The sequence below is a fragment of the Hymenobacter sp. HD11105 genome (assembly GCF_054051685.1).
In genome coordinates, this window is the sequence record NZ_JBSWBR010000009.1 from 33,105 (window position 1) to 45,961 (window position 12,857).

The window sequence follows — 12,857 nt, forward strand, 5'->3', positions numbered from 1 at the left end:
GCGTTTTCGTTACCTTCAGTCAGAGGACCCTCTCCTGCCCGAAACGACAGTTTGTTCTGTTCTATCGGCTTGCTTTCCTGCCACCAAACAGAAGTCTAGGCCATGGTTAGAAGAACATTCCTGCAGCGCCTAGGCCTGGTCGGCGTGGGCGTTAGCCTGCCCCTGGCCCCAGCCGTGTGGGCCGCCGAAAACCAGCCGCCCCAGCCTTCCCCGCCAAAGCGCAGCCTGGCCCCGCTGGTCATTAAGGGCAAGGTGCACGAGCACGGGCGTGGCCTGGCGGGGGTGGCCGTCACGGATGGCTACAACGTCGTGCTCACTGACAAAGCCGGCAAATACACCTTGGAAAGCAACGCCACGGCCGAATTCGTGTACATCTCCCTGCCGCGCGGCTACGCTATTCCGCACCAGAAGGGCGTAGCGCGCTTCTATCAGCCCCTGAAGCCTGGCGCGGCCAAGCTCACGGCCGACTTTGCCCTGCAACCGCTGGCTGGCGACGACACCCAGCACACCTTCATCGTGTGGGCCGACCCGCAGATGAAAACCAAAGCAGAATGCCAGGAACTACTGTCTACCTCGGCGCCGGACCTGCAAGCGCTGGCGGCCCAGTATAATCAACACACCTTCGCCATCGGCTGCGGCGACCTAGTATGGGACGAGTTCGAGTTGTTCGAGGATTATAAAAAAGCCGTAGAAATTTCGGGCATTCCCTTCTTTCAGGTCCTGGGCAACCACGATCTGAATTTCACCGCCCGGGCGGACGAGGGCTCAGCCCAGATGTTTAAAAGCCTGTTCGGGCCGACCTACTACTCCTTCAACCGCGGCCAGGTGCACTACGTGGTGCTCGACGACGTGTTCTTTATCGGCCCGCCGCAAAAGTACATCGGCTACCTCACCGAAAAGCAGCTGCAGTGGCTGGAGCAAGACCTGCGCCACGTGCCGGCGGGCAGCACCGTGGTGGTGGCCTTGCATATCCCAGTGGACAGCGGCGAGCAGCGGCGCAACCAGCTCAAGCACGAATCCTTGGACGGCGTGGTCGCCAACCGGGCCGAACTCTACCGCCTGCTCCGCCCCTTCACCGCCCACATCCTGTCGGGCCACAACCACGTGTGCGAGAAGGTGTTCCACGAGAACACCACGGAGCACACCCACGGGGCGGTGTGCGGGGCCTGGTGGACGGGCCCCATCTGCATCGACGGCACGCCCAACGGCTACGGCGTGTACGAGGTGAGCTGTGGCCAGCTGCAGTGGTACTACAAGTCGATCGGCTACGACCGCCAGCACCAGCTGCGCGTCTACCCCACAGGCAGCGTGCCCGAGCGGCCCGGGGAGATCGTGGCCAATGTCTGGAACTGGGACCCGCAATGGCAGGTAGTCTGGTTCGAGAATGGTATCCGCCAGGGCGACATGCAGCAGCAGCTGGGCCTCGACCCCTTGTCGGTGCAGCTCTACGGCGGGACGCAGCTGCCCGCCAAGCACAAGATGGTCGAGCCCTCGCTGACGGACCACCTGTTTTTTGCTCGCCCATCGGCGGGCGCGAAGGAAATTCGCATTGAGGTCACCGACCGGTTCGGGCGGGTGTATGTCGAGACAATAACCGTCTGAGGCGTACCCCCTGTCACGCTGGCTGTCGGTCTTGGGGGCGGGCCTGCGCTGGGTCCGCCACTACCGGCCCCCTCAGCAGGGGGCCGGCCCGGAGCAGGGGAAGCTACTAGCTCAGAAAGTCATCGGATTCAGACCCCTTGCCCCTCTCCTACTGCCTGCTACCAAAACACCCACCACCGGGGTTCAACAAGTAGGACCAGAAACGAAGAGGTGCTTTTCTTGCTGACCCTGACTTGTTGACCCTCTCCTACTGGGAGCCGACGGCTACGCCGGCCTCTACCTGGAAAGAAGGCCAGGCGCTGGGGGCAAGACCAGAGGAAATAGCTGGCGTTACATTTCTCCGGTTGTCTTTGGGGCCCTTTACCCGTAGGGTTTGTGGCTACAAAGACATGGCTTGCTGAGTAATGGTAAGGGGTTAATCAAGGGAAAAAGAACTGGGACAAGGGACAGGAAAAAATCCTATTCGAGAACTACTGAATAAGCGGAAGAGAAACTTCTAAAGCCTACTTTATATTCATGTATTCGAATAATTACGTGAATATTTAACTATGTAGTTAGGTAAGCATGTAGTTATGTAAGCATGTAGATAGGTAATCATGTAGTTAGGTAAGCCTGTAACTGCCTAACTACCTATGTATTCAGTCAACTACTTAACTAGGCAATCAGGTACTTGAATAGTCATGTAGGTGAGTAGTTATTCAGGCAATCAGCTGGATAACCTAAAGCACGACGCGCCGGATGGTATCGGAGTGCTACCTGCGCGATGTGTCGCGCTCTCTGAACAACCCCCACGGCTTCCTGATGGAGCGGTGGCGGGCCGTGGAAAATATCGACCTGCGCACCGAGCGCCGCTAAACTCCTCCCGTTATGGCAACCCCTCCCCAAATGACGCAGGAGTTTATCAAACAGCGCCAGTTGCTGGTCTTTATTCCCCTGCCCACCCTACTCTGCCTCACTCTGCTTTTCTACCTGGCCGGTGGGGGCCGGGGCGTACCTTCTGCCGCGGCCGAGACTGGATCGGGAGTTAATGGCCTCGACCTGTCGCTGCCTTCAGCTGGCCCTAGCACGCTATTCGAGGATAAGCTAGAGGCTGCGAAAGCGCCGCTGGACAGCAGCCGCCAGAGCCTGGAATTCCAGCCGGTGGGTGAAGAAGCGGCGCTGGGGAAGGCCACCCCGCCCTATGGCTTGAATTACGCCGTGCAGCTGGGGCAGTCCGCTCAGCGCTATAATCCCAACAACGACCCGAACGTTACGGCGGTGCGGAGCCGGATGCAGCAACTCCAGCAGCAAACTACCACGCCGCAACCAGCGGCCGGCAGTGGCTACAGCCGCGCGTCCACAGCTGTCACGGTTGCGCACGGCTCCTCCTCCCAAGACGAGCAGATGGACCAAAGCTTACGCGAGCTAGGGGAACTCAAGCGCGAATACGAGCAGCGCTTGCAGGCGATGAACGAACTCACAACCGCCGCGCCGGCCCCCAATGCACCCGCCCCCAAAGCCGGCCCGAAGCCGTCAGTTGTAGCGGCGGCCCCGGCCTTGGTCGTCAATCGGCTGGATAACACCTCTCAGTACCCCACCCAGGGCAATAGCTTCCATAGCCTGGGGGGCAGCAGTGCTCACCCGAGCTCAGCGGCCACGGTAAATGCCGTGCCCGCCGTCGTGCATTCCGATCAGGTGGTCGTGCCAGGGCAAACGGTGAAGCTGCGGCTGCTCGCGGATGTGCAGCTCGCGGGGCGAGTTATTCCCCAAAACACCGTGGTGTATGGGGTGTGCGGCCTGAGTGGGCAGCGACTCACCGTTGCCATCCGCTCGATTCAGCACAAGAACAATTTGGTCCCATCAGCCTGTCAGCCTACGATCTGGACGGCGGCGAAGGGCTGAATATTCCCGGCTCCGTGGAGCGGGACGCGGCCAAACAGGGCCTGGCGGCGGGCGCCAGTAGTGCTGATCTGCTCACCATGTCGCCCAGCCTGGGGGCGCAGGCGGCCGGCATCGCCATCCAAACGGGTAAGGCCTTATCCAGCAAGAAAATCAGACAAGTCAAAATCAACTTGAAAGCGAACTATAAACTACTGCTGCACGAATGAGAAAGTCCCTTGTTTCCCTCGGCCTGTTCGCTCTTCTCGGCTCGTCTACTATGGCCGTAGCCCAGCAAAAACCTGCCGCCGCCCAGCAAAAGCCGCTGATGTATCTGGCTATTGAGTCCCAGCACCTGATTGCCTCCTATCATCTGGGCGTGGGTTTCCAGAAAACCACCCACCTGATCTTCCCGACGGCCGTCACCTACGTGGATCTGGGTAGTGGCAGCATCATTGCCAACAAAGCCCAGGGCGCGGAAAACATTGTCAAAGTCAAAGCCAACACGGCCGACTTCGCCCAGACCAACATGACGGTACTCACCTCGGAGGGGAAGCTTTACTCGTTTCTGGTGGATTATGAAAAAGACCCCAAAATCATTAACCTCAACTTCGCGGGAGCGGCGGGCAATGGTACCGGCGGGGCGGCTGTCGCGCTGGCCAGCCGGGCGGCGGGCTCGCGGCACTCCGTGGAAGCGATGTCGGCCGAGGTAAGCAGCCAAAAGCAGACGCTACGTCGGCGCCGCATGGCCAAGGATGATATTATGCTAGGGCTGCACGGCCTCTATACGGCCGATGATCTGTTCTACTTCCAGCTAATGCTGCGTAATAAGTCGAACATCGGCTATGATATTGACTTTCTCAAATTCATCGTGCGCGACAAGAAGCTGGTCAAGCGCACGGCCATGCAGGAATCGGAATTAACCCCGCGCTACGTCTACAACGGCCAGTTGAGCGCGATACCAGGGCAGAAGCAATTGGAGCGGGTGTACGTGACTCCTAAGTTCACCATTCCCGACGACAAGGTGCTGATTATCGAATTATTCGAGAAGGGCGGGGGCCGTCATTTAGCACTGAAGATCACCAACCAGGATATTTTGCGGGCCCGGGTACTCCCCGCCTCGCCAGCAACGGTGGCCACGCGGTAGCATTGCTCGGTACTACGTGCGATCATCTGCCACCAAATGCGTATGTTTAGGTATCGCTCCCTGTCTACCGGCACCGATGAGAAAGTTTCTGTTTTTCCTCGCCCTGGCCATTTTCCTCTACAGCCCCTACGGCCCCAACTGGGGACAGTTCGCAGTGAATTGTGGAATCGTGTTGGGCATCTTTGCTATTTACAGCAAATTCCACCCGAAGCGGCGTTACTCCGACGAAGAGGAGGGGTACCATTAAGCGCCCATGCTTTCCACTTTTGACCCGCTGGTGTTTGCTAGTATCACGGCTGGCTCCTTCGTGCTGAGCTACCTGGGCTGTTATATCCTGCAGAAGGGGTTTGGGGTTCGCTTCCGCAAGTAACGGCTACAGCACATACAGCAGGCCTATCATCGGATACAATTTCACTTGTTAATGCTACAAAGCAAACTTTCTGCCCTGTAATCAGGCAGAAAGTTTACCGTCACCAGCCGGCCTCCCTCCTACCGCCTACTTAAAGATTCAGGGGCAGTAAAGGTAGCTAGCAGCTCAGGGCAGCTTCCGCCGCTTCTTCTCCTCCGCGGGCAGTTCGCGCTGGGACTCGGGATGCTGGGCGAAGTAGGCCAGCAGCGCCTGGTCGATTACCGTCGCCAGGTCCTTCCGCTCCCAGAAAGAATACTGGTGCAGCTGACGCCACGTATCCAGGGGTAGCTGATTCGAGAACTTGATCTTGGCAGTTTCCGCTTCGGGCACTACGCTTGGGGCAGCGGCGGGTGCCTTAGTCGCTTTGGGCTTCAACAAGAAATCGTCGGGGTTGGCGGGCAACAGCTGGTCGAGGTCGAGTTTGGGTTTGGAGGCCATTCTGGTCAGTCTTTATGGTATTGATAATCTTGTTAATATTGATTATCAAGATGAAATTGATAATCAATATTAACAAGATTAAATTGATTATCAAGCAAGCATTTCCTGGGTCAGGGCCTCGTAATCCATGAGCGCATTGGAACTGGGCGCGGTTTCGTGCAGGGACCGCCGCTGCACCTGCGCTTCGGGGATCGCCACGTTATCCCGGATAGTGGCTTGCATGACCAAGGCGCCAAACTGGTCCCGCATCCGCTTGACGAACTGGTGGTGGAGGCCCTTACGGTAGGTAGCCGCATACTTGGTGAGAAAGATGCCCCCTACTTCCAACTCCGGGTTATAGCTGTCCTGAATTTTCGCGACCAGCTCCAGCAGGCTATTCACCCCATCGAAGCTGAAGAGCTCGGGCTGGGCCGGCACATACACTTTCGAGGACGCGGTCAGGGCCGCCACCGTCAAGGGGGAATTGGGGCTGGGCGGACTATCGATCAGCACGTAGTCGATATGCGCCGCCAGGTTTTTGAGGGCCTTCTTGAAGAGCAGCGGATAAGCTAAGTCCGCCCCGAGGCCCTTCTCGGCCACCACCAACGATTCATCCGCCGCCACCAGCCACAGGTTGGGGCCCACGGGCTGCATCACCTCGAGCAGCGTAGCCTTGTGGTCAATCACCTGCGACAGGTTTTTAGCGGGGGCCACGGCGGGCAGGCAACGCGTAAGGTTCGCCTGGCTGTCGGCATCCACGAGGAGCACCCGATGGCCTGCCTGGGCCATGCAATGACCCACTGCCCAAGCCGAAGTACTCTTGCCCGTGCCCCCCTTGCGTAACGCGAACGTGTAAATTTCCATAGGTTCTTGATTGTATATCGGGTAAAGAAGGTCTATATAAACCAGATTAACAAGAGATGATTGACAAACTAGCTTGTCTATATCATATAGATTATCTTGATAAACTAGTCAGTCTTGAAAATCAACATGCGGTTATGTTAGGCTTCTGCGCTAAACAGCGCCGTTAGACCGGTAACCAGGGGCCGTTTGATAACCCTGCGGCACGGGGCCCGACGTCCGGGGACGACCAGAGATACCGGGGTGCCTTGACTGAACCAGGAGCGGGCGAACGCCTTCGTAGCTGCCCGCTCCTGGTTCCTGCCTACCGGCGGCGTTGGGCTATAGCGGCTAGGATCAGCTGTTGGCCGTTTGGCTGGGCAGCCGTGAATGCCAGCGCTGACGGGGCCGCTGCTTCCCGGCACTGCCAACCTTTCCCCCGCGGCCACCTGGCGCCCCTCACTAACTATTGTCAAGATAAGCATGATTGTAATGATTGTAATGATTGTAATGATTGTAATGATTGTAATGATTGTAATGATTGTAATGATTGTAATGATTGTAATGATTGTAATGATTGTAATGATTGTAATGATTGTGTAGACACAGTACGAACAAGGCAACCCGTGGCAAGAGGAATACTTCCCGGCGTGCCCAGAACCAGGGGCTAGCGGCGCGCTAGGCGTACCCCGGCGAGTAAGACTTGCTTTGGTTGTACCGCCCAGCTCAGCCGGGGGGGACGGCTTGCGCTGGAATACGAACGAAAAGGGTAGGAGAGGGCTATTGCTCCTTCACCAGCCAGTCCACTCCCTGGCTGTCCTGCTCCTGGCGGAAGCCCTGGGAGAAATACACCAGGTCGAGATGTTCGGCGAAGGTGGCGCCCTTGGCCGTCTGCTTGCGCTGCATCAGTTCGAAGGCTGCGCGGGCCTCCTGCAGGCGGTAGCGAATTACGGGCGCCAGGCTTGCCGCGGGCCTGCGCGCGGCCGGCTTCTGCCGCTGCCGCAGGGCCTGGTGGTACTCCTCCATCAGGTGGCCCTTGGTGATGGCGGTAAAGACAGCCCCCGCCAGGCTCTTGATTTTGCCCTGGTTGCTTTTGCCGCGCTGCTGCTGCACCACAAACTGCACGTAGGCGGGCTCCACCGCGCCCTGGTCAATGAGTTCCCCGATCGTGGCAATGCTGCTGGCCGAGACGCCGGCCTCCAGCAGGGCTTTCTGCCACTCCGTGGTTGCCGGCAGCGAGGGTAGCAGCACCTCACTGGTGACGGGCGCGAAGCGGAAGCGAATCTCCTCCACCCGGTTGCCTTGGCCGCGGAGCAGGTCGTACTCAAAGGCCAGATTGGTCTGCGACAGCTCGTGCCGGGCCCGGTCCAGCACGCGGAGCTTAAAGAGGGGAAACTGCTTATACTGGCCTTCCAGGTCCAGCACCCGCTTGAGCTCGTCCAGGCGAATCGTGCGGGTGCCGAAGCTGCCGTACTGCTTCAGCAGCCAGTAGATGCGGTAGGAGTGGGCGCTCTTAAGCTTGAGCAGCTGCATGAGCTGGGCCTGGGTGAAGTTGCCGTCGTTGAGCTGCAGCAGGTGCTCCCGCACCCGGTCGTTGAAGCGCACGACCAGGGCGCGCTCCTCGCTGCTGTAGTCGGCGTAGGCCATGAGCGGGGTGTTGGAGAAGGAGGGCGCCTCCTCCAATCCTTTGCCCGCCCGCTTCTTCTTGCTGGGCCGCTCAATATACAGCACCCGCGAGGCCAGCAGGGCGCACATATCCTTGAGCTGCTGGTAGTCGTTGCTGCTGGGCCGCCGGCCGGACACGGCCACGACCTCCGTGACGGGAATGCGCAGCTCGTGAAACTCCGTATCCTCCCGGTTGATGCGGGCCAGCATGGCCATGAACAGGCGCATCTCCAGGGTAGTCAGGGCAAAGCGGGCATTGACCAGGTCATTGCGCTGGACGACCAGCTTGCTGCTGGATTCGGCGGTCTCGGGGGCGAACAGGTCTCCTTGCATAGCGGTGGCAGATCAGCGGCGGGCAACAAAAGCCAAAGTATTACAAATAAAATCGCGGTAATAGCCTTTCGTGCTTTCTGTAATAGGGGGGGCGGACTGGCTTCGTGCTGCTGCTCTGGGAGGTTTCGTGCTTTTGGTAATAGGTGCGCCAGCTAGGGGTAGCCGGGACTTCGTGCTTTTGGTAATAGATACAGTTCGTATGCCGCTGATAAGCAGATTTTTGCCTGATCCGAAAGACCAGGCTACTGGTATAAAGAAGAAAAATGACCGCTTAAGTGGCGTATTTTTGAAATTAACTGGTCACCGACGAGCTGGCCAGGGGACACAAGGTATAAGCAAGGAGGATCACCAAAGCGGCAGCCTGGATTTCGTGCTTTTGGTAATACCTATTCGACTAGTATGAAACGCATAATGAGTTTAATTCCAGCGCCTTCTATCGTAAAGGAAGGCAATCAGATAAATGGTTGCCGTTAACTCCTATTACCAAAAGCACGAATGGCAACCCACCATAGCTCCTAATCAATGCCCCTATTACCAAAAGCACGAAGTACCGGAATACGAATCCCTGGTTAGCCCGCTGCGTACCTTCGTGCTTTTGGTAATAGGCGGAGGAATGGGATCAATGCCCTATTGCCCCTCATAAAAGAGTGATTGCTGGGGCCGGAGGGGTGGGGTTGAGTGTATATTCATCGGCCTAAGCCCTGATTAATTGAATTCCCGGTCTGCCGTTACAGGGTACGCTGCTGCTAGTGCCTATCCGGTTCCTCTACCCTTAAGTACCAGCCAACGAAAGCGCTAAGTGCCTCGCCGCTAGACCTGCCGCTCCCTGGTGGGGCTTTACCCATTCAACTAAAGCAGCTGCCCCAAGGAGGCAGGCTCCGTTGCGGTCCAGGGCGATAGGGGAGGGGAGGGGCAACAAATGAGCCCTGGGGCGGCTAGGCTTGTTTGGGCTGACCAACTATTACCAAAAGCACGCGAGGCCCAGCCCCAACCTGCGCTCAGCCTGCGCTGCGCTGACCGTAAGATACGGCGGGTACCAATCCCCGGGCCGTGTTGTCGTGGTTTTGGTAATAGATTGCGCAGGATAATGCCCTCCGGCCCCCGTAGCCCAGCAGCTTTCCCTAGGAGGGGGCGGCTGGCGTGTCGTGGTTTTGGTAATAGATCGGCCAGGCGTCCTGGCCTCCGGGCGGGGGGACCAGCGCACGCGCCTGCCGGATTCGGCCCCCAAACCGATGATTCACGGCGTTCAGGGCCCTTATCAGGCGTTCCAGGGACAAGAGGGGGAAGGCTACCTATTACCAAAACCACGACGACGCGGCCCGCCCCCCTTCTTCCCCAGCCCCTTTCCGCTCCCCCTGGTGGGGGCTTATCCCACCCCCTAAAAGCTAATTTTTAAGAAAAGCGACCTGGTTTAAAACCGTTGTTTCCTTCTATTAATACGTTTAATAGGTTTATAGGGGTTATAACTTGTTGATTGTCTAAGTGTTGCGAGGGGTAAGTATTACCAAAACCACGAGCATCTATTACCAAAACCACGAGTGTCTATTACCAAAACCACGACAGACCTATTACCAAAACCACGCGAAAACCGAGGGCTGCTATTACCAAAACCACGAAGCCCTATTACCAGAAGCACGAACCCTATTACGAAAAGCACGAACTCCTATTACCAAAAGCACGCCGGCGGGGGAGAAAGCACGCCGGCGGTCGGGATCGAGAATCTATTACAAACCCTAAAGCTTGTAATAGTTGCGGCCATTCTCGAACTTACCCGTTCCAAGCCTCCTAGCCCATGCAAACCAGTCTGTTCGACGCCCCTACCCCGCCCGCCGCCCCCGTCAGTAAGATCGTCGTCCAGCACAATGCGCTGGTCAACGCCCGCTTTGACCTGTCCACGGTCGAAATGCGGCTGTTCATGGCTATGCTCTCGCGGATTGGGCGCGACGACAGTGAGTTTCGGGAAATGCGCATTCCCCTGACCGAGGTGGTCGCCTTATCGGGGCGGCGGCCCAGCAGCCGGGATTACCAGCAGGTGGCCGGCATGTGCAGTCAGCTGGTGAGCCGCATTCTGCACATTGAGCGGCCCAATCCCCAACGCAAAAGCGCGCGCCGGGGCTCGGACCCGGACTTCGACAAGATTCCCCTGATGGCCTACGCCAAGTACCGGGGGGAGGAAGGGGCCCTGCACGTGCGCTTCAATGATGAGGTCATGCCCTACCTGCTGCAGCTGCAGCGCAATTTCACCAAGGCCCAGGTGGTCCAGCTGCTCAAGCTCAAAAGCCCGCACTCGTATAGGATCTACTGGCTGCTGAAGGAGTACAGCGCCTTCGGCAAGCGCACCATCCGCGTGGATGAGCTCAAGGCCCTGCTGAACCTGGAGGGGCAGTACAAGCAGTTCCCGCTGTTCCGGCTGCGGGTCCTGGACCGGGCCCAGTTCGAGCTGGCCAAAACCGACCTACCCTTCGAGTATGACCTGATCCGGGAGGGCAAGGGGGTGGCCGAGATCCGCTTCCGCTTCAACTCCCTGGCCGCCGCCGAGGAAGGCGAAACCCTGCTGGCGGCCGCTGCGCCTAGCGCCTGGGAGGACGCCCTGCAGCAGGCGGGGGTAGCCACCCCCAGTATCGGGGTGATTGGCGAGCTCATCCGCCGGGGCGAAGTGGAGCCGGGCTACGTGCAGTTCGTGGTGCAAACGCAGCGGGAGCGGGAGCGAGGGGGCAAGATCAAAAGCTTGGCTGGTTCCGTGTTCACAGCCATCACTAAAGGGCACCTGGTGGCCGAATACCAGGAAGGACAGCGGCGGCGGACCGGCAAAGCCCAGCCAAAGCCCGTCCAGGCGTCGGCGGCTATCCGCTACCGCCGGGACGAGCTGCCCGCCATTTACCAAACCATGGTGCGCAAAAAGCTCACCGCGGCCCCCACCTTCGAGGAGCACTTCGACCAAGTTTACCTGAGCCAGGGCTTTGTCGTCGAAACGGATGTCCAGGGCGTCCAGTGGGTCGTAAAGCATTAGGTCCTGGCAGGGGAGGGTGGCCGGGCGCCGCGGAGTAATCTCGGAGGATCGTGGTAGGCTCCTTGGCAGGGTGACGATCCCGCCTGACCACCGTACGCGTGCCCAAGATTGGTAGGACTGGGGCGCAGGCGCCCTGGGCTCTCGTGGTTTTCGTAATAGATGATCGTGGGTTTCGTAATAGCAGGCGCGTACAACGCTCTGTAGAGCAAGAGTTTGAGTTGCTGAGGCTAGCACCTTACCGAGGAGGGCGAGGGTAGAATGGAGTAAAATGAAAAACAATCTTCCGCTGCCAGAAGTAGAGTGATAACCGCTTCATCTGCAGCTAGCTGGATACCCTAAGCTAGCTAAGCACTCAAAGTACGAAGGGCGCTGGACACTATGCGCCGGTGTAATAAGGGGTAGGTACTTGCGTCCTGAAGCAAAGTACCCGAGGAAGGTGATTCTAAGGCCTTAAAAGACGGATAAAATTCTGCTTTGATCAATAGTATGACTGGGCGCACCTATTACCAAAACCACGACAGATAGCTTTATGGCAGTGGGTGCTTTTAGCAGCAATGATTTTCGTGCTTAGCGGCTGCGGGCAATAGGCTAGCTAGGAGCTTATAAAGCTGGCTTGGGATTCGACACCAAGCTTAGGGTTAGCATAGTATATAATTTTTCAGAGTCTTGTACTTAAAAAAATTTCACCCTTTCCAGGGGAAAGCACCAGTGTTCTTAAAAGTCTATTTTGGTATAAGGTTTATATTAGCATTTGTGCTAAAATGTACTCTCATATTCACTGTAGGGTGTTTTTTGTGCTTGTATACGATAAATAATAGGGCACACTCCCTAGTTAGTAACCAGCTTTGCTAAAGTGGCCAGCAAGCATATTCCGCATTCGTCTTAATTTGAAGAAATTGCAGATCTGCTCTCTTCCACTGGTCAACCAGCCAACATTGGCTAGTAACCGACAGGGGACGGTTCTTCTCCTGTTCCCCGTACGGACGGAGTAGCTCAAGAGCTATAGGAATCCAACGTGCCGTTCCTAAAAATAGCGGGCTTATGCTCATCTCAGCCACCCCAGGCTCTTTTCGTAGGCGAGGGGGGAGGGGATCCCCAAGGCCTACTATTCATCACTTCCGGTTGCTATTTCAGTGCTGACACTGATGCATTGCCCGCTTCAACACGCTATAATCAAGCCAATAGAATTTCAAGCTGTTAGATGGTTCAAGCCATGGAACTCAATGTTGATTTGCTCTGCCACCCCAGCATGAAGCCCTTTGAGCGCAGCTTCAAAAACGACAACCAGCACCAGAGCCCCCGGGTGGCCTTGCCCGCCAACGCCTGGTTTTATGACAAGCCCTCGCTATTCGATAAGGCGCTGAATTTTACGGCCCAACTCACCAAATTCCGGCAGAGCGATTTCACCAGCAGCCGGGCGGAGCGGGTACGCATCGTGGTGGCCTCGCTGTACCCGCCGCCCGCGGCCGATGACCTGGAATGGCCCTGTGGCCGGCCAGAGTATATGGCGAAGGGCGCTCGGCAAAGCTAAGGTCAGGTGGTAGCCCGGTCGTGACGCCAGACTGCGGCTTTCCCTC

The 12,857-nt window shown here is 57.6% G+C and carries 9 protein-coding genes and 1 pseudogene; 7 read left to right on the forward strand and 3 right to left on the reverse strand.

The annotated features are described in order from the left end of the window. The first annotated feature begins 102 nt into the window (after nucleotides 1-102). The 4 genes and pseudogenes from ACW9KT_RS19395 (at nucleotide 103) to ACW9KT_RS19410 (ending at nucleotide 4,853) form a co-directional block, all read left to right on the forward strand. Nucleotides 103-1,602 carry a calcineurin-like phosphoesterase C-terminal domain-containing protein gene (locus tag ACW9KT_RS19395; RefSeq protein ID WP_457083478.1) on the forward strand — a complete coding sequence of 500 codons (1,500 nt, stop codon included), beginning with the start codon at nucleotides 103-105 and terminating at the stop codon, nucleotides 1,600-1,602. Between the two features lie 1,446 nt (nucleotides 1,603-3,048). Continuing rightward, nucleotides 3,049-3,689 (forward strand): annotated as a pseudogene (gene traM / locus ACW9KT_RS19400) (conjugative transposon protein TraM). Then, nucleotides 3,686-4,606: a conjugative transposon protein TraN gene (gene traN / locus ACW9KT_RS19405; RefSeq protein ID WP_457083480.1), complete on the forward strand. Its 921-nt coding sequence runs from the start codon at nucleotides 3,686-3,688 to the stop codon at nucleotides 4,604-4,606. Before traM ends, traN begins: the two are co-directional and overlap by 4 nt. Before the next feature lie 76 nt (nucleotides 4,607-4,682). Continuing rightward, nucleotides 4,683-4,853, forward strand: a complete 171-nt coding sequence (locus ACW9KT_RS19410; RefSeq protein ID WP_457083482.1) for a hypothetical protein — start codon at nucleotides 4,683-4,685, stop codon at nucleotides 4,851-4,853. A gap of 288 nt (nucleotides 4,854-5,141) precedes the next feature. Here ACW9KT_RS19410 and ACW9KT_RS19415 read toward each other — a convergent pair whose 3' ends face one another. Together ACW9KT_RS19415 and ACW9KT_RS19420 are read right to left on the reverse strand one after the other, a co-directional pair. Beyond that, the gene (locus ACW9KT_RS19415; protein ID WP_457083484.1) at nucleotides 5,142-5,453 is read right to left on the reverse strand and encodes a hypothetical protein; all 312 of its coding nucleotides are present in this window, start codon (nucleotides 5,451-5,453) and stop codon (nucleotides 5,142-5,144) included. A gap of 90 nt (nucleotides 5,454-5,543) precedes the next feature. Then, complete coding sequence (locus ACW9KT_RS19420; RefSeq protein WP_457083486.1) at nucleotides 5,544-6,296, reverse strand: ParA family protein; 753 nt, start codon at nucleotides 6,294-6,296, stop codon at nucleotides 5,544-5,546. Between the two features lie 366 nt (nucleotides 6,297-6,662). Here ACW9KT_RS19420 and ACW9KT_RS19425 point away from each other — a divergent pair, with 366 nt between their 5' ends. Continuing rightward, nucleotides 6,663-6,875 carry a hypothetical protein gene (locus tag ACW9KT_RS19425; RefSeq protein ID WP_457083488.1) on the forward strand — a complete coding sequence of 71 codons (213 nt, stop codon included), beginning with the start codon at nucleotides 6,663-6,665 and terminating at the stop codon, nucleotides 6,873-6,875. A 177-nt stretch (nucleotides 6,876-7,052) separates the two neighbouring features. On the opposite strand, the gene ACW9KT_RS19430 is transcribed toward ACW9KT_RS19425, so the two are convergent. Beyond that, nucleotides 7,053-8,270 carry a replication initiation protein gene (locus tag ACW9KT_RS19430; RefSeq protein WP_457083490.1) on the reverse strand — a complete coding sequence of 406 codons (1,218 nt, stop codon included), beginning with the start codon at nucleotides 8,268-8,270 and terminating at the stop codon, nucleotides 7,053-7,055. Between the two features lie 1,792 nt (nucleotides 8,271-10,062). On the opposite strand from ACW9KT_RS19430, the gene ACW9KT_RS19435 reads away from it, so the two are divergent. Next, entirely contained in the window at nucleotides 10,063-11,280 is a 1,218-nt protein-coding gene (locus ACW9KT_RS19435; RefSeq protein ID WP_457083492.1) for a replication initiation protein, read from the forward strand. Between the two features lie 1,213 nt (nucleotides 11,281-12,493). Next, nucleotides 12,494-12,811 carry a hypothetical protein gene (locus ACW9KT_RS19440; RefSeq protein ID WP_457083494.1) on the forward strand — a complete coding sequence of 106 codons (318 nt, stop codon included), beginning with the start codon at nucleotides 12,494-12,496 and terminating at the stop codon, nucleotides 12,809-12,811. Nucleotides 12,812-12,857: the final 46 nt, after the last annotated feature.